This window comes from Enhygromyxa salina, from assembly GCF_002994635.1.
Lineage (GTDB): Bacteria > Myxococcota_A > Polyangia > Nannocystales > Nannocystaceae > Plesiocystis > Plesiocystis salina_B.
Genome location: NZ_PVNL01000138.1, coordinates 41,323 through 61,713 on the forward strand (window position 1 = coordinate 41,323; position 20,391 = coordinate 61,713).

The following is a 20,391-nucleotide window of genomic DNA, read 5'->3' on the forward strand; positions in this document are numbered from 1 at the left end:
GCGCGGTCCACTCGTCGCCGCGTTCGGGTGAGCGCGCGGCCCAGCCGACGCACGGCGAGCCTCACATGATCGCGGACGAGGGCCGACGCGGGGGCGCAGTCTCGCCGAGCTCGGCGGTCGCCTCGGGGTGGATGTCGAGCTCCGCGACGCCGCCGCTGAGCAGCAGATCCGCGGCCGGGGTCCCCTCGGGGATCACGGTGCCGTCATGGCGAGTGATCTTCGGGAGCGGGTGGGCCTTCTCGTGCTCGGCGAGTCGGGCCTCGAACTCGTCGCGCTTGGCCTCGTCGATCGCCTTCCATGCCTGGCGACCGCGACACTTGGGGAACCGCGAGCAGCCCAGCCACGGGCCGCGCTTGCCTCGGCGCAGGTTCAGCGGGGCGTCGCACTTCGAGCACTGGATCCCTTCTTCGACCGGGATCAACAGCGGCGGGACCGCCGGGTACTTGACCGCGCCCTTGCGGTCCAAGTTGAGCACGAAGGTGCTCTCGGGGTAGTTCTCCGAGGCCAGGAACGGGCCGAACCGACCGTTGCGAAGCTCCATGCTCGAGCCGTCTTCGGGGTTGCGGACGTCGACGCGCTCGGGCAACAGCGGGCGGCCGCGGCGGTCGATCGGCGCGGCGTAGTCACACTCGGGGTAGGTCGTGCATGACAAGAACCGACCGTTGCGACCGAACCGGTAGCAGGTCCGCGCGCCGCACTTGGGGCACTTGTAGAGGGCCGGCTGGATCTCGGCCTTGGCGTGGGCCATGCCCTCGTGCGCCTCTTCGAGCGAGGCGGCGAAGCTGCCGTAGAACCGGCGCAGCATTGCGACCCAGTCGACCTTGGCCTCTTCGACCTCGTCGAGCTCGCTCTCCATCTGCCGCGTGTAGCCGACGTCCATCAGATCGGGGAACGCCTCGATCAGCTTGTCGGTCACGACCTCGCCCAGGTCCGTCGCGTAGAACCGGCGGTCGCGCTGCTCGACGTAGTTGCGGCTCTGCACGACCTGGATGATCGACGCGTAGGTCGAGGGTCGGCCGATCCCCGCGGACTCGAGCGCCTTGACCAGCGACGCCTCGGAGTAGCGCGGCGGCGGGCTGCTGAATTTTTGCTGGGGGTCGATCTCGAACGGGGCGTAGACGTTGCCCTTCGACACCTCGGGCAGGGTCTGCTCGTCGCTCGCGGTCGGGACCCCGGTCGCGCGATAGAACCCGTCAAACGCGAGCACCCGGCCCGAGGCCTTGAGCACGGCGCCGGTTTGTTTGTCGCTGCGGCGCAGCAACACCATGGTCGAGTCCCAGCGCGCGGGGGTCATCTGGCAGCCGACGAACCGGCTCCAGATCAGCTTGTAGAGCTTGTAGTGCTCTTCGGCCCGGGGGCCGTGGAGCTTGGCCTGGATCGCTTCGGGATCGCGGGCGACCTCGTTGGGCCGGATCGCCTCGTGGGCCTCTTGTGCGCTCTTGTTGCTCGACGCGTAGTGCTTGGGCTCCTTGGGCAGATACCCGTCGCCGTAGCTCGAGCCAATGAACTCACGCGCGCTGTTGATCGCCTCGGGCGACAGGTGCGTGGAGTCTGTGCGCATGTAGGTGATCAGCGCGACCTGACCCTCGCCAGCGAGGTCGACACCCTCGTAGAGATCCTGGGCCAGCCGCATGGTCCGCTGGGCCGAGAAGCCCAGCTGGTTGGCGGCGGCCATCTGCAGGGTCGAGGTGATGAACGGCGGCGCGGGCTTGGTCGAGGTCTGGCGGGTCTCGATCGAGGCGACCTCATAGCGGGCGCCAAAGTCGACGCTGCCGCGCACGCTGCGGATGTACTGCGCGGGGCCCTTGCCCTCGAGATCCTCGACGGTCGCAATCTCGACGTCGCGCAGGCCGACGGCCTCGACCACCTGCTGAACCTGGTCCGACAGATCGACCGGCTCGTCGGCCTTGCAGCCCAGCTTGAACCGCTCGCCGCCGACCTCGTACAGCTCCGTGGCGATCGAGGCTTGCTCGGCCATCCACTTGTTCTGCAGCCGCTTGTTGGGGCCGCGGCCCTTCTCGTCGGTGGTCGCGAGGAACTCCCGCCACTGCTCGGCCAGCTGGCCCGCGGCGGTGACGTCGCTGGCCAGGCGCACGTCGACCCGCCAGGTCTCGTCGGGGACGTGAGCCTCGATCTCGTGCTCGCGTTCGACGACCAGGCGGACCGCGACGGACTGTACGCGACCAGCCGAGAGCCCGCGCGCGACCTTCTTCCACAGCAGCGGCGAGGCCTGGTAGCCGACGATGCGATCGAGGATGCGCCGGGCCTGCTGGGCGTTGACGCGATCGACGTCGATCGCTCGCGGCTTCGCGAACGCGCGCTGGATCTCGTCCTTGGTGATCGCGTTGAACACGACCCGCTTGGCGACCTTGGGATCGATCTCGAGCACCTCGGCGAGGTGCCAGGCGATCGCCTCTCCCTCGCGGTCGAGGTCCGTCGCGAACCAGACGACCTTGGCTGCCTTGGCGTCGCGCTTGAGCTCGGCGACGGTCTTGGTCTTCTGACTGAGGATCTCGTAGGTCGGGGCGAAGTCGTTCTCGATGTCGACGCCGGGCACGGGCTGCTTGGTGCCCTTGGGCGCGCGGCTGGGGAGATCGCGGATGTGGCCGACCGACGCACGCACGACGAAGCCGTCGCCGAGGTACTTGTTGATGGTCTTGGCCTTGGCCGGACTCTCGACGATCACCAGCTGCTTGCCGACCGCCACCGACTTGCCCGGCGCCGCGCGGACGGTCTTGACGGTGGCCTTGCGGTTGGACGCCGCCGCGCTCTTCTTGGCGGTCGTCTTCTTCTTGGTGGTCGCCTTCTTCTTGGCCGTCGCCTTCTTGGCGGCCGCCTTTTTCTTGGTGGTCACCTTCTTCTTGGCGGTCACCTTCTTCTTGGCGGTCACCTTCTTCTTGGCGGTCACCTTCTTCTTGGCGGTCACCTTCTTCTTGGCCGCCGGCTTCTTCTTGGCCGCCTTCTTCTTGGCCGAAGACTTGGTCTTGGCCGCGGACGTCTTGGATTTCGCCCCAGCCTTGCTGGTCTTCTTGCTGGGCTTCTTGGTGGCTTTTTTGGCCATGAGGGGCTGAACTCTCAGATCACCGGGTAGCGTCGGTGGCGCCTCGGGCTACCGACTCGAGATGCGCGCTTGTCACGCGAAGCGACAACTCGTGAGGCATTAATTGAAGGTAGGGACGCCGAACGCTCGGCCGTCGGGGCAGCATCGATGCGCCGAGCGCTTGCCGCTGTCAAGCCGAACCCCCTCGTCGGGCATGGAAGCGGCAATTCTCGACCGATCGCAGCCAGGCGCATGATTCGCCCACACAACTCGGCGCGTGTCACGCGTCCTCTAGCCCTGTTTCCAGCGAGGAACTGGGTCCCGCCCATGCTCGGCGGCGCCAAACCCGGCATCGGCGGCGCCGAACCCCCACCGGGCACCCCTTCGGGCCAGGCAAACCACGTCCGACGACCTCGAGGGTTCGCCGTCAGCTCTCAGCCGCAGTCGAGGCGGCCTTCGGCGTCGTTCTTTTGCTCGCAAGCGTCGCGGTAGGCGGGGTTGGCCAGGGGACAGTCCATGGCGCCCTGGCAAAAGCCGCGCTGGTTGGCGACGCTGAGCTTGCGGAAGCAGGCGAACAAGGCCTGGTTGGTGCTCAGACCTGCAGAGGAGATCGCGGCAGCCTGAACGGCGACGAATTGCTCGCAGCCGCCACCGCCTGGGTCTTGGTGAGTCGCGTGATCGCTGGCGCTCCAGTCGGACACGTCGATGCCCGAGAGACCTTGGATGTCTCCGCCGGTGACTGGCCGCCAGCAACCGTTGGCGCCCATCGACATGTCCAGCCCGCAGTCGGAGTCTTGCAGCTCGACGCTCGCGCAGCAGGAGGTCGCGGTGCCACACACCGCCGTGATGTCAGCCTGGTCCCAGGTGGGGTTGCACGGCAACGGACAGCCCTGGCCCGCGCCGACTTCCATGATGCCCGCCGCTGGGGGGACGCTCGAGGTGTCGATGCAAAAGCCCGAGGTGCTGTTGTTGTTGTTGGCCGACGCGTACAGCGGGATGCCAGAGCCGCCACCGTAGCTGGGCAGCGCCAGCTCCTCGGGCGTGCTCAGATCGATCGCGGCTGGATCGTCGGAGCAGCACACGTAGGTGCCGGCGCCGTATTTGGTGGGGCAGTCACCCTCGCTGGGATCGCAGCGAAACGAACGGATCCCGTAGCTCGGGTCGCAGGCGGTTGCCAGCACAGCCGCGCTGGCGAACGCGGAGGCGTAGAGGAAGGTGGTCTTAAACCAACTCGGCACGGGTCGAAGATATCAGGAATCGAGCCGAGGTGAAGCCTTTGGACCTGACTAGTCGCAGCCTTGTAAGAAGGCTTGGTCGTTGAGCTGCTCGCACGCGTCGCGGTAGTTGGGCTGCGCGAGCGGGCAAAACACGCCGGGGCCCCCGCCAAGACAGAAGCCGCGCTGATCGGCCACCGTCAGACGGTGGTAGCAGGCGCGCAACACGTCGGCCGAGGAGATGTTGTTCGATGACAACACCGACGGCGGCAGACCCTGCACAAACACCTCGCAATTGGTGCCGCTGGGGTCCTGATGGGTCTTGTGCTTGGTGCCGCCCCAGTTGGTCAGGTTGGTGCTGCTGCCCGTGCCCATGATGTCGGTGCCCGTGACTGGGCGATAACAACCATTGTCGCCCATGTCCAAATCGAGCACGCAGTCCTCGGGCTCGAGCTCGGTGGTCTGGCAGCAGATCGTACCGGCGCCACACACATCAGCGAGATCGCCCGAACCCCAGTTGGGGTTGCACGGGACCGGACAGCCCTGCGCGTTGATGTCGGCGAGCGCGAGCGCGGGCGGGACGCTACCAACCTTGACGCACATGCCGGACTTGCTCAGCGGGTTGTTGCCGCCAGAGAACAACGGCGTGCCATCACCGCCGCGCCCCTGATAGTCGGGGGTCACCGTCGCGCCGAGGTTGCTCAACAGCAACGCCGCCGGATCGTCCGAGCAACACTGGTACACGGACCCACTCTCGGTTGGGCAGGTGTCCCCGCTCGCGCCGGGCGAGCAGCGAAACGCCGTAGGCGGGTAGTTGACTCCACAGGAGGACGACACGAGGATCGCGACGCCGAAGACCACAGTATGACCGAGCAGTATGTTCAGAAGACGCAAGGCATCCGCCTCCTCAGGGCTGCCGAAAAGTGGCACGTGGCCCGACCGTTGTAAAGTTCTGTGTTCAACGGATTTTTGCCCGGTTTTGGCCCGTCTGCGCACCCGAGGCTAAAGTCATGTACGTGCCAGCCCCCGTCCACACGAACGCTCTGAACATGCGCACCGCGCAAAGGCGATCTCACGCCGGGCTCGGCGTCCTCGCGCTCATCGCGGTTTCCCTGGTGGGCTGCTCCAAGGACGGCACGCGTGAGAACGTCGTCGATCCGGCCCACGGCAGCGCGGGCGAGGCCAAGGTCGACGAGGACGGCGCGGCGGCGCCGAGCTGGGAGCAGGAGCTCGAGGTCGGGCCGCCCACCAAGACGAGCCTCCGTGAGCATGAGGTCGGCGAGGCCTGGGTGATCGATCCCGACAAGCTCGACGAGCCCCGCGCCCTGAAGATCGCGCAGGCCGAGGCCCGCGGCTACACGGTGATCGACCTCGGCGACAGCTGGCGCCCCTACATCTTCTCGCACAAGACCCCCGGCGCCGAGGACTTCAGCGACAACACCTACGCGGCCCGCTACATCGATCTCGCCAACGACCGCAGCGATCACGACGGCGACGCCCTCGCCGCCCACGAGCACAACTACCTCGAGCTCTACGGGATCCCGCCCACGCTGTCGGTGGTCCTGCAAGAGTGGCGCGCCCTCCCCCAGATCGAGCAGTGCCTGACCGACGCTGGCTACGACGGCAGCAAGTTCGATCCCACGGTCGGGACCATGCCCTACACGCGGAAGGGCGGCGACAAGCGCCTGCGCGCGTGGAAGGGCGCCAAGAATCGGCTCGAGAAGGACATGCGCAAGGCCAAGCTCGGCGACGCGGTGGCCGCTGGCAACCACGCCGCTGCCGCCGAGGTCGAGGATCTCCAGCGGGCCTATGAAAGGTTTCACGCGCTCGACCGCGAGGTGCAGATCATCCGCAACGCGCAGATCCGGTTTCGCTGCGAGGGGCTGTTCAACGAGAAGAACGGCCAGGGCAAGTTCGAGTCCGGCGTGTTCGACGGCAGCACCACCCACGCCCTCGCGAACTTCGAGAAGAAGCACGACGTGATGGGCTGGGGCCACTTCACCTCCGACAACGTCTCGGTCCTGGCCCTGTCCCCGCGTGACGCCGTCTATGCCCGACTGGTGCGGGTCCTGAGCGAGCGGGTCGTGTCCGCGGCTGGCATCGTCGAAGACGGCTCGGCGCGCGAGTGGAAGCCCGACTTTCGCTACACCGACGCGACCGGCGCTCAGCACGAGCTGCGCGATCTGGCCACCGAGTTCAGCCAGGCGGCGATCCTCGCGCTCGCGCTCGACGAGCCCGAGACCGCGCTGGCCTCGCTCGAGGCCCTCGAGAAGCTCGCAACCGACGATCCGGCCCACCCCGAACAATTTGGCGAGCTGCTCGTGGCGGTGAAGCTGCCCGCGCTGCCGGCGTACTACTCGGGCGAGATGGCGTTCTCCACGGTCATCGATCGCGGCGACGTCTGGTACGACTTTCCCTGGGACGCAGACGGCAAGAAGAGCTCCCAGCCGCGCAAGCGCCACCCCAAGCTGACCTTGTATGTGACCTACGAGAACCAGCGAATTCCGCTGGTCCACTGGCGCACCACGATCGGCTCGTGGCGCTCGGAGCTGGTCGAGGGCAAGGAGTACTACGCGTACAAGAACTCCGACGTGGGCGACCGCGTGTGGCAGACGATCATGGCCGCGCCGGTCTGGATTCCCCCGGACGGCACGCCGACCAAGTCGCTGACCAAGGTCAAGTACGTCAACGGCAAGATGCGCCGCGTGGTCAACTACGACGAGACCGGGCCCGGCTATATGTCCGCCTATGGGCTCGTCGCCGGCTACCACGTCAAGCTGCACGAGAAGAACGACGGCACCACGTCGGTGTTCGACAACCAGATCCGCACCCACGGCAGCGTCGACTACATGTCGATCCTGCGCCGCTACTCGCACGGCTGCCACCGGCTCTACAACATGAACGCGGTTCGGATGTTCTCGATGATCCTGCAGCACCGCGCCTACACCCGCGAGGGCCAGACCCAGATCGGCGCGGGCAAGAAGTTCGAGTACAACGGCAGCGAGTATCAGATGCGGCTGCCCACGCGCGGCTACAAGTACGAGCTGATCGAGCCGATCCCCGTGACGGTCACAGAGGGTCGCATCCGCGGCACCCGCCAGCAGCCCTACAAAGACATGATGCCCAAGCCTGGCGTCGACTACTCCGAGGGCGACGACGAGGACGAACTCACGCCGCTCGAGCCCGACGAAGACAACTGAGGGCTTCGAGCGCGGACGACAACCCCTGCGCTCGCGGGGACGACTCGGCTCGTCGCGTACAAACTGCGGCCTCACCAGCGAGCGGCGGCGAAGCGTCCGCGCTCGCCACCGGACCCGGCGCTTGTGGGGGGGCCATCACCCCCCTATAGTCCCGCACCGTGTCGAGCGAACATCGCAGGTTTCAGCAGGCGTACCAGACTTATCTCCTCCCGGCGCAGCGGCGGGAGATCCTTCGTGCGCTCCGCGAGACCCTCGATCCCGAGACGACGCTCGGAGAGGTGGTCGACGCGGCCGAGCTGCTCGGGTGGGGTGAGCCCTTCGCCGACATGAGCTTGGCCGAGCTCGCCGACGCGCTGCTCGATGACGATGAACCACCGAGCGCCGCCGCGGCGCCGAGTCAGCGCCGCGAAGTCGTGGCCGAGGTCCCCGCCGCCGCCCACTACCGAGACGATGGCGGAGACGATGGCGGAGACGATGGCGGGGACGATGACGGGGACGACTACGGGTACGACGACGACGCCGAGCCCGAGCCCGAGCCGGCTCCGGTCAAGCAGACCTCGAAGCGCACCGCCAAGAAGAAGACCTCCAAGAAGATCCCCAAGAAGGTCAGCAAGAAAGTCTCCAAGAAGGTCTCGAAAAAAGCGGCCAAGAAGGTCGCCCAGACCTCCAAGAAGGCCGCCAAGAAGAAGACCTCCAAGAAGGCTGCCAAGCAGCAGACCTCCAAGAAGAAGGCTTCCAAGAAGGCCGCCAAGAAGTCGACGACCAAAAAGGCTGGCAAGAAGTCGACGACCAAGAAGGCCGCCAAGAAGTCGACGACCAAGAAGGCTGCCAAGAAGAAGGCCGCCAAGAAGACCCCGAAGAAGGCCGCCAAGAAGACGACCAAGGGCAAGAAGGCCGCCAAGAAGACTCCGAAGAAGGCCGCCAAGAAGTCGCGCCGCTGATCGGGTTGGCCCGGGTTAGCGCCGGTTGGCCCGGGTTGGCGCGGGTCCCCGTTGTTTGTACTGCGCGGTGTCTGGCAGCGACGTTACTTGGCGTCGCCCGGATCACTGCGACCGACCGCCGCGAGCAGCTTGCGGGTCAGCGTGGGCACGCCGCCCTCGGGCTGCGCCGCATCGCGCAGCCACGTGAAGGTTAGCCCGTCAGCCCGCCCACGGGTCCGCACAGCCTTGCGCGCGCGACCCGACCACGGCAGCAGGTGCCACACCCGATGCGTGAACACATGCTTGACCGCGACCCCGGGGCGAGCGTCGAGAGTGATCGCCACGCCGAGCTGCTCGCTCGCCGCGGCCGCGAGCGCGTCGCGCTGGGCGTCGAGATCACCGTGCTCGCGCTCGAACAACGGCAGGCACCACAGCCCCGCGAGCAGCCCTTCGGTCGGCCGCCGCTCGAGCAACAAGCGCTGTCCGTGACGCAGCGCGAGCGCGTGAAGGTGGAGCTCCGGCGACTTCTTCTTGACCCGCACGGCGGGGATCAGCCCCTGGGTGCCGCTGGCGTGGGCCCGACAGGTCCGCCGCACTGGACACACCGGACAGCTCGGGTTTCGTGGCGTGCACACGGTCGCACCGAGCTCCATCAGCGCCTGCGCGAGCACCCGCGGACGACCGTGCGCGAGCACCCGCTCGACGAACACCCAGTGCTGTCGGGCCTTGGCGTCTTGCTCGCGGGGCTGCTCGATCTGGGCCAGGCGCGAGTGGACCCGCGCGACGTTGCCGTCGACCAGCGGCGCCTGCTGATCGAACGCGATCGAAGCGATCGCTCCCGCGGTGTACGGCCCGATCCCCGGGATCCCACGCAGCTGCTCGGCCGCGTGGGGCAGCGCGCCCCCGAGCTCGGCGTGCACGTGCTTGGCCCCGCGATGCAGCAGCCGCGCGCGTCGGTAGTAGCCGAGCCCGCTCCACTGCTCGAGCACCGCGTCCTCGTCGGCGGTGGCCAGCGCGTGGACGTCTGGGAAGCGGGCGAGGAACCGGCCCCAGTAGTTCTCGACGGTCTCGACTCGCGTCTGCTGCAGCATGATCTCCGAGACCCAGATCGCGTAGGGGTCGCGGGTGCGGCGCCAAGGTAGGTCGCGGGCGTTCGTCGCAAACCACCGGCTCAGCCCGCGGGCGATCGCCTCGACGCTCGCGTCGTCGAGCTGGTCGTCGATCCCGGCCACACACGAGGGCATGCCGGGCGTCTCGCAGCGCGTCAAGCTGGGTCAGCTCGCGCTTTTCGGGCTCGGCCGCAGCGGGTAGAGTTCGCCGATCTCCCGCATCGCGGCGATCCGATGGTCGGGCGATGCTTTGGGCGCCGGTTTGGGCCCACCCAGTTGACCTCGCATGTTCCGCAAGCGCGATACCCATATTCACTTCGTCGGGATCGGCGGCATCGGCATGAGCGGCATCGCCGAGGTGCTCGTCAACCTGGGCTACCGGGTGACCGGGACCGATCTCAGCGACAGCGAGACCACCCGTCGGCTCGTGGGCCTCGGCGCCACCGTGCACCGCGGCCACGACCAGGCCCACCTCGACGACGCCGACGTGGTCGTGATCTCGAGCGCGATCCCAGCCACCAACCCCGAGGTGCTCGCCGCCCACGCGCGCAAGATCCCGGTGATCCCCCGGGCCGAGATGCTCGGCGAGCTGATGCGGCTCAAGCAGGGACTGCTGGTAGCCGGCTCCCACGGCAAGACCACCACCACCAGCATGGTCGCGGCCGTGCTCCACGAGGCCGGGCTCGACCCGACGGTGGTCATCGGCGGCAAGGTCAACAGCTTCGACTCCAACGCGCGGCTCGGCTACGGCGAGGTGTTCGTGGCCGAGGCCGACGAGAGCGACGGCAGCTTCTTGGTGCTCTCGCCGACCCACGCGATCATCACCAACATCGACCTCGAGCACCTCGATCACTACGGCGATCTCGACGGCCTGCTCGACGCGTTCGTGGGCTTCGCCAACCGGGTGCCCTTCTACGGCATGGCGACGATCTGCCTCGACGATCCCAACATCCGCTCGATCCGCTCGCGGCTGACCAAGCGCACGGTCAGCTACGCGATCGATCACGCCGAGGCCGACTACCGCGCGACCGAGATCGTGATGAACAACGGCCGCAGCAGCTTCACCGTGCTCGCCCACGGGGAAGATCGCGGGCGCGTCGAGCTCGCGATGCCGGGTCGACACAACATCCTCAACGCGCTCGCGACCATCGCCCTGTGTGACGAGCAGGGCGTGTCGATGGCCGTGTGTCGCAAGGCGCTGCGCGAGTTCTCGGGCGTGCAGCGGCGCTTCACCCTGCGCGGCGAGGTCGGCGGCGTGGTGGTCGTCGACGACTACGGCCATCACCCCACCGAGCTGCGCGCGACCCTGTCGGCGGCCCGCGACGCGTACCCCGAGCGACGGATCGTCGCGGCGTTTCAGCCCCATCGCTACACCCGCGTGCGCGACCACCTCGACGACTTCGCCAGCTCGCTCGACGACGCGGATCTGGTCGTGCTCACCCCGATCTACGCGGCCGGTGAGGCCCCGATCCCCGGGATCGACAGCGAGCGGCTCGCGGAGCTGGTCCGCGCGCGCAAGCCCGGGCGCGAGGTCCTGCTGGTCGCCGCCAGCGCCGATCCCGTGGTCGCAACGACCGAGCTGCTGCGCGCCCACGTCCAGCCAGGGGATCTCACCCTCACGCTCGGCGCTGGCAGCATCACCAAGGTCAGCCACGCGCTCGTCGAGGCCCTCGCGCTGCTCCAAAACTCCGCGGAGTCCTAGTGGACGGGTCGCGGGGTCAAGCTGTGCTCGATCGCCTGGGGGCCGCCCCGGGCTCGGCGGGCGTGATCGACATCGACCCGGCGCTGCTCGAGCTGCGCCTCGACGAGCCCATGGCCCGGCACACCACGCTGCGCCTGGGTGGGCCCGCCGACATCTGGGCGCGACCGGCCGACATCCCGACCCTCGCGGCGTTGCTGTCGCGCTGCGCGGCCACGCAGATCCCGGTGCACTTCGTCGGCAGCGGCACCAATTTGCTGGTCCGCGACGGTGGGCTGCGCGGGGTCGTGATCAACCTGGGCCGCATCAACCAGGTGTCGCGGCCAGACCCCGACGGCCAGCCGACCCGGGTCGAGGTCGAGGCCGGCGCGTCGACGGGCCGGCTGCTGTCCAGGGCCACCGCGTGGGAGCTCGGCGGGGTCGAGTTCCTCGGCGGCGTGCCGGGCAGCGTCGGCGGCGGGCTGATCATGAACGCCGGCACCTACCTGGGCGAGTTCACCAACGTCGTCACCCAGGTCCGCAGCCTGGATCTGCGCGGGCTCGAGATCGTGCGAGATCACGCCGCGTGTGGGTTTCGCTACCGCGACTCGGATCTGCCCAAGCACGAGATCGTGGTGTGGGCCGAGCTCGACCTGCGACCGCGACCGCGCGCCGAGATCGACGCCGAGGTCGCCGCGCTGCGCAAGCGTCGCGACGAGCGCGAGCCCAAGAAGGTCCCGAACAACGGGAGCACCTTCAAGAACCCGACAGGGGACCACGCCGGGCGGCTGATCGAGGTCGCGGGGCTCAAGGGCACGCGCCGCGGGGGCGCGATCGTCTCGCCCAAGCACGCGAACTGGTTGGTGGTCGATCGCGGGATCGAGCCCGCGTGCACGGCCGCCGACATGCTGCAGCTGATCGACTTCGTCCGCGCCGAGGTCGAGCGGGTCCACGGCGTGCGGCTCGAGACCGAGGTCAAGGTCATCGGCGAGGCGCCGTGAGCCGTCGAGAACTTCCCCGACCTGCTAGTGTCGGGCGGGCGATGGCGATCAGCAGCGGCGGCGGCGAGCAGACACCCGAGTCCCTCGAGCTTGGCCGGGCCCCCGTCGACAAGCTGTTGTTGGCCTGCGTGCTCGCAGCATCCACCGCGTACGTCGTGTTTTTGATCGTCATGCAGCTGACCCCGCGCGAGGCCGAGCGCGCAGACCGGCAGGGCTACCTCGGCGTCGTCAGCGGCGAGTCACAGCCGAACGGGCGTGGCGCGGGAGAGGAAGACCCCGCGGCCGGGGTCGCCGAGCGTGGGGGCCGCGGCTCGGCCTACTACGTCGGCAACGGCCAACCCCCGCGGCCGGTCACGCTGGCGGAGAGCTCGACCGAGCGCGCAAAGCCACCTGAGGGCGCGGCGGCGCCACGCCGGCCAACGAGGATCCCTGCCACCCACGTGCAAACCGTGCAGACCCAGACCAGCGAGACCTCCGGCATGCCCAAGCTGGGCTTGACCAAGCTGGTGGCCGCGCGCGTCGAGCAGCTCGGAGCGCTCCGCCTGAGCGCGCCCGAACCAGACCCCGCGTCAGCCCTGGGGCCCACACGCGGCGCTCTGAATCCCCCACCCGGTCATGTCCGAGTAGGTGTAGGGCCCCACTAGCTGATTGTAGGTGTCAATCTGCAGGGTGTCGGGGTTGAACCGAAACGCCGTATTGCTGGCCATCGAGGTCGACCAGATCATCCCATTGAGATCCACGCTCATCCCCCGACAGCTGCTCGACTGGCAGCCCAGATCAAACGGCTCGCTGACCTGCATGGTCGCCATGTCGATGTAGACCAGGCCACCGGTGCCCATGTTCTGCCCGTCGTAGGTCCAGTAGTTCATCCACATGCGCCCGTCGGCGTCCTCTTGGATACCCGAGAGGCTGTGCGCGACGTGGTTGTTGGCGTACGACCAGGTCTCGGTCTGGACGTCGAACTTGGCTGCGCTCGCCGACTGGCTGCCGGACCAGGCCGCGATCCACGGGTTGCCGTCGTGGTCGACGGTCATGCCGTAGGGCGTGATCGGCATGTTCCACACCTGCGTCTCTTGGGTCAGGCGATTGACGAAGCCGAGGCGATCATTGCCAGGTACCAAGTTCGTGAACCAAAAATTGCCCTCGGCGTTGACGGCCCCGCCATAGGGCGACAGCGAAGAACACTCGAACCCGGGCACGCTGACCGTGAACTCCACGTTCCCGGTGTCGCCGTCGATCAGGCTGACCTTGACCACCTGGTCCTGCCCCGGCTTGCAGCCCGCCGTCCACAGCTGCTCGTTGGAGTAGGTGCAGGTGCTCATGTCCAGGATCCCCGGCGCCCACGCGACCGGGCGCTGGGTCGTGTAGTCGAACGGCACGAACCAATCGACGCAGTCGTCCTGACCCCACGGCAGATAGTTGCTGTCCGTCGAGGTCTGCAGGCCCGGCATCCCGTTCTTGTTGGGGTCGCAGTCCTCGTGCTGCGAGAACACCTTGACCACGCCGCCGTTGCGGTTGGCGACCGCCACCGCCCGCCCCGACAGCGAGACCGAGGTCCGCGAGGGGCTGCCGTTGCCGTCGGCGCGGGTCAAGAACCGGCCCTCTTCCTCCATGGTCTCGGTGTTGAGCTTCGTGACCGTGCTCTGGGTGCTGTTGGCGATCCAGATGTACGAGAAGTCGAGGGTCGTGCCGCACTGGCAGTCGAGCTCGCCGTCGGGGATCCCTGCGATGTCGAACTTGGGGCCGCCGCTGGTGTCGGCGTCGCCGTCACCGGGATCGCCGTCGCCGTCGCCGTCGCCCGAGTTGGTGTCGGCGTCGCCATCACCCGCGTCGCCGTCGCCGTCGCCGTTGGTGGTGGTGCCGAGGCTGGTAATGCCGTCGCCGGTCCCGTCCGCGCTGACGCCGGTCACGTTGTTGGTGTCGCTGCCGTCCGCCCGACCATCGCCGCAGCCGCTGACAGCCAAGACACCCACGGTGAAGCAAGCGCTCAGACCAGATACGACGCGTCGTCCCAACATCGGGCGAGGGTAACAGAGCCGGCCGCGACGCGTCGACCCGACATCAAGCGATGCGCGACGGAACAAAGCGTTCAAACATGCGCCCGCGCACGCCAACCCGGAGGCGCAACGCGACCAGACGGCGAGCTGCCGAGCTGTGTGGGGGTGGGGTCGACGACCTACGAACTCCCGAGGTTGTCGAGGATCGTCGACGCGATCGCGTTGCGCCGCTCGATGTTGCCGACCATCTCGTCGACCTGCTCCGCGAGCCCGGCCACCAGGCGTGCGAGGTGATCGACCGCCGCGTGTCGGATCGAGCGCGGCGCCTCGAGCAGCGCGACCACGCAGCCGGGTTGCTCACCGTCGGTGGACCGGCCCTCGAGGATCTTCAAGGTCTTGACCCCAAGGTGAAACTCCCTGAGGCCGCTCGAGGTCGACTCGCCAGCCACGCTCCCGGCGGCCATGCGCAGATAGCCCAGGTAGCTGACCTCGATCACGCGCTTGCCGGCGCTGTCATGGTGCACGGTCTCGGCGATCGGACGCGGGAGCTGATACTCGAACCCCAGCGACAAGCGCCCGAGCGCGCCGTCGATCTCGGACAGCGTGCGGTCCAGCTTATCGGAGCCGTCGTTGAGCCGGCGCGCGGCCTGACCGAGTCGGTACAACTCTTCGGTGACGCCCATCCCAGCATGGTAACGCCACGGCGACTGCGCGATCCGCAGAGTTGTACCGCGGCGATCGGGGCTGGCGGTCCGTTGATTCGGGTGGCTGGCCTGCGTACGCTCCGCCGCCTCATTGGGAGCGACAGCCCGTGCAAGAATTTTTCAAGAAGATCGCCGACGCAGCCTGGTTTCAAAATTCGATCACCGCGGTGATCTTGCTTGCTGGTGTGCTCGTTGGGCTCGAGACCTATCCGGGCCTCGTCGAGCGGTTTCACTCCGCGCTCCACATCGGCGATCAGATCATCTTGTGGATCTTCGTGGCCGAGATCGTGGTCAAGATGGCCGCCGAGGGTAAGCGTCCGTGGCGATACTTCCTCGACCCGTGGAACGTGTTCGACTTCATCATCGTCGCCGCGTGCTTCCTCCCGTTCGAGGGCAACGCGGTCACGGTGCTGCGGCTGTTGCGGCTGCTGCGAGTGCTGAAGCTGGTCAAGGCCCTGCCCAAGCTGCAGATCCTCGTGGGCGCGCTGCTCAAGAGCATCCCCTCGATGCTCTACGTCAGCGTGCTGCTGTTCATGCTGTTCTACGTGTACGCCGTCGCGGCCGTGTTCTTGTTTGGTGAGAACGACCCGCTGCACTTCCAGACCCTCGAGATGGCGATGCTCTCGCTGTTCCGCGTGGTCACGCTCGAGGACTGGACCGACGTCATGTACATCAACATGTACGGCTGCGATCGCTACGGCTACAGCGCAGACTCGGTGGTGCTGTGCACCTCGCCCGTCGCGCAGCCGCTGGTCGGCGCCCTGTTCTTCGTGTCCTTCGTGCTGATCGGCACGATGATCATCCTCAACCTGTTCATTGGCGTGATCATGAGCGGCATGGACGAGGCCCAGTCCGAGGCCGTCGAGCTCGCGCGGGCCGCCCACGAGGGTGAGCCGTCGCTCGAGATCGAGCTCGAGCTGCTGCAACAGCAGGTCGCCGCGATCCAATCGCGGCTGGGCTCGCTGACCCGGCTGGCCAAGAAGACCGAGCCGTAAACTCCGTTTCTAGCGCGCCGGCCCCCCACTCGCCCGCGCCCGCCAATGGGCGTAGGATCCACCAGATGCGTAGCTGGGTGGTCGTGTGTGCGTGTGTGGGGCTGAGCGCCTGCCAAGCCGAGAGCGACACCAGCCAGACCGACGAGTCTGGTGAGTCTGGTGAGTCTGGTGAGTCTGGCGAGTCTGGTGAGCCCGGCGAGCTGCTGATCAGCGAGCCGACGATCGTCCACCACGACGGCCAGCCAATGGTCATCGACCTGCTCGTCGAGCTCGCGGCGCCCGGCACCGCCGAGCTGACCCATCAGAGCGACGACGATGTCCAGGTGGCCCTGCTCGAGCCCAGCGACGGCGAGTCAGCCTCGAGCTTGCACTTTCGCGTGCGGGGCTTGCGACCAGACACCGCGCACCCGCTGGCCCTGAGCGTGAGCGAGACCGACGGCGATCGCACTGCCCAGTGGCAGGGCGAGGTCACCACCGATCCCGCGCTGCCGGGGTTCATCGCCAAGTTCGAGATCGACTCGGTCGGGCCGAGCGCGGTCGACCCTGCCTGGCGACTGTTCGACATGACGCAGCTGTTCACCGCGTCACCCAGCGGCGTGTTCTTGGTCGACGACGAGGGCACGACCCGCTGGTACCTGGGCGACGCCGACGACTACACCGACATCGCGGACATCTTCACTGGTCTCCAGCTGCGCCCCGACGGGACCGTGTCGTACCTGCGTCGCAATTCCGCGTACGTCGTCGACGAGCTCGGTGGCGTGGTGATGCAGGTCCAGGCCGAGTCGATCGGCGCGCACGCGGGCCTGCACCACGACCTCATCGAGCTACCCAACGGCAATTTCTTGGCGCTCGGCTACTCGTTTGCAGACGTCGACTATCAGGGCGAGGGCACCCTGCATGTCGCGGGTGACATGATCTGGGAGTTCACGCCCGCGGGCGAGCTGGTCTGGAGCTGGGACAGCTTCGACCACCTCGATCCGCAGCGACGCCGCGACGGGTTCTTCATACCCATGATGATCCCGGATCCCGACAGCGCCGAGGATGGCCACGACTGGACCCACGCCAACGGCCTCGTCCATGCGCCCGGGGACGACTCGATCTTGGTGTCGATGCGGCACCAGGACTGGATCATTGCGATCGATCATCAGTCGGGCGAGATCCTGTGGCGGCTCGGCGATGAGGGTGACTTCTCGCTCGACGGTGAGCGGTGGTTCTTTCATCAGCACTCACCGCAGTGGCAGGCCGACGGCAGCCTGCTGCTCTACGACAACGCCGTGGGCAACCCCGCGCAGGCCGACGACGACGCCCACTCGCGCGCGGTCCGATACACCCTCGACCTCGACAGCATGACCGCGACCGAGGTGTGGACCGACGACGACGCGCTGTTTCAATCGCCGATCGCCGGCGACGCGGACGTGATGCCGAGCGGACACGTGCTGCGCCTCGACTCGACCTGGGTCTCCGCCGAGCACCCCGACGCGACGTCGCGTCTGCGCGAGCTCGACCCGGACGGCTCCCCGCAGGCGGTCTGGACCTTGTTCATGCCGCCGGGTCAGTTCAGCTACCGCGCGGTCCCGGTCTCGCGCTTCGTTGGCGTGGCCGAGTGAGGGCGAGCGCATGCCCGCGGGCTGGCCCATCATGTATGTTCGGGGCATGCGTCGCTTACCTCGTCTGCTGGGCCTGAGTCTCACCACGCTGCTCGCTTGCGCTGACGACAACGGCGCGTCGACAGCCAGCCAGACAGCGACCAACGGCGACGGGGATCCCTCGAGCACCGAGGGCGGCGAGGGCAACAGCGCAGAGTCTTCGGGCGACGGCGATGGGGATCCCGGCGACGGCGACGGCGATCCTGGTGACGGCGACGGCGACGGCGATTCCGGCGACGGCGACGGCGGGACCAAGTTCGACCTCGCGCAGCCCGACTCCGAGGACGGCGACCCCGTCGACATCTGCAAGGTCAACGAGGTCGGCGACGGCATGACTCCGTGCGAGATGCAGGCCCCGCCCGACGCGTTCGTGCCCCAGGCCGAGTGGTCGTGGTCGGGCGACGCGGGCTACGTGCACTCGATCGTCACCCCGCTGGTCGCCAACCTCACCGACGACAACGACGACGGCGAGATCGATCTGTGTGACATCCCCGACGTCGTGGTGGTCGTCAACACGGGCAGCTGCGCGTCGGCCCGCATCTATGTGCTCGACGGCGCCAGCGGGGCGGTGCACTACATGCTCCCCGGTCCGTTCGCGCGCGCGAGCACCCCGGCGATCGGTGACATCGACGACGATGGGCTGCCAGAGATCATCGTCCAGAGCGGCGCCGGCTCGTGCGCGGGCGACAGCCTGTCTGCGTTCGAGCACGACGGCACCCCCAAGTGGCAGAACAACGCGCTGGGCCTGGGGGGTGAGCACGCGATCGCGCTGGCCGACCTCGACAACGACGGCGACGTCGAGATCATGATCAATCACATGGTCGTCGATCACCTCGGCCAGCTGGTGTTCGCCGCGGCCGACACCGCCGGGGTCCAGTTTCGGTGGACGACCACGACGGCCGCCGACCTCGACGGCGACAACGACCTCGAGGTGATCTTGGGCCGCAGCGCCTGGCACGACGACGGCAGCGAGTACTACTTCGACAACGCGCTCGGGGCCGGCCAGCCGGCGGTTGGCGACATCGACGACGACGGCGAGCCCGAGATCATCGTGGTCCACGGCAACGGCTTCTCGATCCTCGAGCATGACGGCAGCCAGAAGATCATCAATCAGAACCCGACCGGCGACTCGGACTACCGCCGCCCCGCCACCATTCACGATCTCGACGGCGATGACCTGTCCGAGTTCGCGCTGAGCTCGAGCAATCACTACACCGCGTTCGAGGGCGACCTCACCCAGCTGTGGAGCAACAACGTCGCTGATCTGAGCGGCCTCGCCTCGGGCACCGCGTTCGACTTCCTGGGTGACAGCGTGGCCGAGGCGATCTACGGCGACGAGTCCAAGCTGTGGGTATTTGACGGTCAGACCGGCGCGCAGCTGCTGCAGGCCCCGCGCGGGAGCATCACGATCGTCGAGTATCCGGTCGTGTCCGACGTCGACAACGACGGCTCGGCGGAGATCATCGTGGTCAGCAACCACGCCAACAACCAGCCGACGGTCCAGGTGTTTGGCGAGGCCGAGAACCGCTGGATCCAGGCTCGCCGGATCTGGAATCAGCACACCTATCACGTCACCAACGTGCGCGAGGACGGGACCATCCCGCAGGTCGAGGCCCACCACTGGGAGCTGCTCAACACCTTCCGCACCAACGCCCAGATCGAGGGCGGCGCGGTCTGTGATCCGGTCGGCTGACGTCAGCGCTCGCGGGCCTCAGGTCGCCCCCTCGCGATCGGCGACGGTCCACGGCAGCGTGTCCTGCTCGCCCGCGAGGGCGAGCTCGCTGGGCACGGTCAGCTCGCCGACCAGCGACTGCTGCATCAGCCGCTTGACCCGGGTCGGCGAGAAGCCCTTCTCGAACAGGTAGAACAGCTTGGCGAGGGCCGCCTCGGTGGTCATGTCGAACCCGCTGACGACCCCGACGTCGAGCAGCATCCGACCGGTTCGGTAGATCGAGAGGTTCGCCGACCCCCGGGTTGGCTGGGTCACGGCGACCACCACCACGCCCCGCGCGGTCGCGGCTTCGAGCACGCTCATGAACGCCGCGTCCGACGTCGGCGCGTTGCCGGCCCCAAAGCACTCGATCACCACCCCCTGCACGGGCGGCGCGAGCACGGCCTCGAGCATCGACGGCTTGAGCCCTGGAAACAGCCGAAACGCGCCGACCGTGGCGCTGCCGAGCTCGACGATCTCGAGCATGTCGAGCGCGGGCGTGCGGGCCCGCGCGGGCAAGATCAGATCCCAGTTGATCTTGATGTCGATTCCGACCCGCCCGAGCGGCGGATAATTCGGCGACGCGAACGCGTCGAACGAGTCGACCGAGACCTTGCTGGTCCGGTTGCCGCGGAACAGCCGATTGGCGAAGAACACCATGACCTCGGACAGCCGCGCGTGGTGGCGGCCGAGGATCAGCAGCGAGGTCAGCAAATTGTGCTGGGCGTCGTTGCGCAGCTCCTCCAGCGGGACCTGCGAGCCCGTCAACAGCACCGGCTTGGCCAGGTCCTCGAGCATGAAGCTGAGCGCCGCGGCCGTGAACGACATGGTGTCGGTTCCGTGAATGACCAGGAACCCGTCGTAGGCGGCGTAGTTGCGCCGGATCATGTCGGCGATCCGCAGCCAGTGGCCGGGGTTCATGTCCGAGCTGTCGAGCAGCGGATCGAATTCCTCGATCACGAACGCTGGCAGCTCCGCGTCGGCGAAGTGCGGGATCTGATCGAGCAAATGTTGGAGGTAGCCGGGCTCGGGACGGTAGCCGGTCGGCGTCTTGCGCATCCCGATCGTTCCGCCGGCGTAGACGATGAAGATCTTCGCGCGCGCCGTCATTTGCCCGGACCTTATCCGAGCGCCCAGGTTGCATCCAGCTGCGCGATCTGGGCGCTCCTGGTGCCG

15 protein-coding genes are annotated in these 20,391 nt (G+C 67.7%); 8 read left to right on the top strand and 7 right to left on the bottom strand.

The window, feature by feature from the left end:
* Positions 1-61: 61 nt before the first annotated feature.
* The 3 genes from topA to ENSA7_RS37200 form a co-directional block, all read right to left on the bottom strand.
* Entirely contained in the window at positions 62-3,061 is a 3,000-nt protein-coding gene (topA, locus tag ENSA7_RS37190; protein WP_106094171.1) for a type I DNA topoisomerase, read from the bottom strand.
* Positions 3,062-3,474: 413 nt separating this feature from the next.
* On the bottom strand, positions 3,475-4,278 hold the full coding sequence (locus tag ENSA7_RS37195) for a hypothetical protein (protein ID WP_106094172.1): 804 nt from the start codon (positions 4,276-4,278) through the stop codon (positions 3,475-3,477).
* A gap of 48 nt (positions 4,279-4,326) precedes the next feature.
* The gene (locus ENSA7_RS37200; protein ID WP_146158577.1) at positions 4,327-4,998 is read right to left on the bottom strand and encodes a hypothetical protein; all 672 of its coding nucleotides are present in this window, start codon (positions 4,996-4,998) and stop codon (positions 4,327-4,329) included.
* A 371-nt stretch (positions 4,999-5,369) separates the two neighbouring features.
* On the opposite strand from ENSA7_RS37200, the gene ENSA7_RS37205 reads away from it, so the two are divergent.
* Both ENSA7_RS37205 and ENSA7_RS44605 read left to right on the top strand, forming a co-directional pair.
* Entirely contained in the window at positions 5,370-7,454 is a 2,085-nt protein-coding gene (locus tag ENSA7_RS37205) for a P-loop NTPase family protein (protein WP_106094174.1), read from the top strand.
* 158 nt (positions 7,455-7,612) lie between these two features.
* On the top strand, positions 7,613-8,395 hold the full coding sequence (locus ENSA7_RS44605; protein ID WP_181234478.1) for a hypothetical protein: 783 nt from the start codon (positions 7,613-7,615) through the stop codon (positions 8,393-8,395).
* A gap of 83 nt (positions 8,396-8,478) precedes the next feature.
* On the opposite strand, the gene mutY is transcribed toward ENSA7_RS44605, so the two are convergent.
* The gene (mutY, locus tag ENSA7_RS37215; protein WP_146158578.1) at positions 8,479-9,618 is read right to left on the bottom strand and encodes an A/G-specific adenine glycosylase; all 1,140 of its coding nucleotides are present in this window, start codon (positions 9,616-9,618) and stop codon (positions 8,479-8,481) included.
* Positions 9,619-9,769: 151 nt separating this feature from the next.
* On the opposite strand from mutY, the gene murC reads away from it, so the two are divergent.
* From murC to ENSA7_RS37230, 3 genes are read left to right on the top strand one after another with little or no spacing between them, the layout of a single operon-like run.
* A complete protein-coding gene (gene murC / locus ENSA7_RS37220) occupies positions 9,770-11,185 on the top strand; it encodes a UDP-N-acetylmuramate--L-alanine ligase (protein WP_106094176.1) in 1,416 nt (471 codons plus the stop codon).
* Positions 11,186-11,208: 23 nt separating this feature from the next.
* A complete protein-coding gene (gene murB, locus ENSA7_RS37225; RefSeq protein WP_244924036.1) occupies positions 11,209-12,162 on the top strand; it encodes a UDP-N-acetylmuramate dehydrogenase in 954 nt (317 codons plus the stop codon).
* A 41-nt stretch (positions 12,163-12,203) separates the two neighbouring features.
* Complete coding sequence (locus tag ENSA7_RS37230; RefSeq protein WP_106094177.1) at positions 12,204-12,806, top strand: hypothetical protein; 603 nt, start codon at positions 12,204-12,206, stop codon at positions 12,804-12,806.
* Here ENSA7_RS37230 and ENSA7_RS37235 read toward each other — a convergent pair.
* Together ENSA7_RS37235 and ENSA7_RS37245 are read right to left on the bottom strand one after the other, a co-directional pair.
* Entirely contained in the window at positions 12,732-14,180 is a 1,449-nt protein-coding gene (locus tag ENSA7_RS37235) for a Vgb family protein (RefSeq protein WP_181234479.1), read from the bottom strand. The two genes, ENSA7_RS37230 and ENSA7_RS37235, sit on opposite strands and share 75 nt — an antisense overlap.
* Before the next feature lie 158 nt (positions 14,181-14,338).
* Entirely contained in the window at positions 14,339-14,842 is a 504-nt protein-coding gene (locus ENSA7_RS37245) for a hypothetical protein (RefSeq protein WP_106094180.1), read from the bottom strand.
* Between the two features lie 128 nt (positions 14,843-14,970).
* Between ENSA7_RS37245 and ENSA7_RS37250 the strand changes: the two genes are divergently transcribed.
* From ENSA7_RS37250 to ENSA7_RS37260, 3 genes are all read left to right on the top strand, one after another.
* Complete coding sequence (locus ENSA7_RS37250; RefSeq protein ID WP_106094181.1) at positions 14,971-15,858, top strand: ion transporter; 888 nt, start codon at positions 14,971-14,973, stop codon at positions 15,856-15,858.
* Positions 15,859-15,923: 65 nt separating this feature from the next.
* A complete protein-coding gene (locus ENSA7_RS37255; RefSeq protein WP_106094182.1) occupies positions 15,924-17,465 on the top strand; it encodes an aryl-sulfate sulfotransferase in 1,542 nt (513 codons plus the stop codon).
* 46 nt (positions 17,466-17,511) lie between these two features.
* Positions 17,512-19,197: an FG-GAP repeat domain-containing protein gene (locus ENSA7_RS37260; RefSeq protein WP_146158579.1), complete on the top strand. Its 1,686-nt coding sequence runs from the start codon at positions 17,512-17,514 to the stop codon at positions 19,195-19,197.
* A gap of 18 nt (positions 19,198-19,215) precedes the next feature.
* Here the strand turns inward: ENSA7_RS37260 and ansA are convergent, their stop codons facing one another.
* Positions 19,216-20,325, bottom strand: coding sequence for an asparaginase (ansA, locus tag ENSA7_RS37265; protein ID WP_106094184.1), 1,110 nt, complete (start codon positions 20,323-20,325; stop codon positions 19,216-19,218).
* Positions 20,326-20,391: the final 66 nt, after the last annotated feature.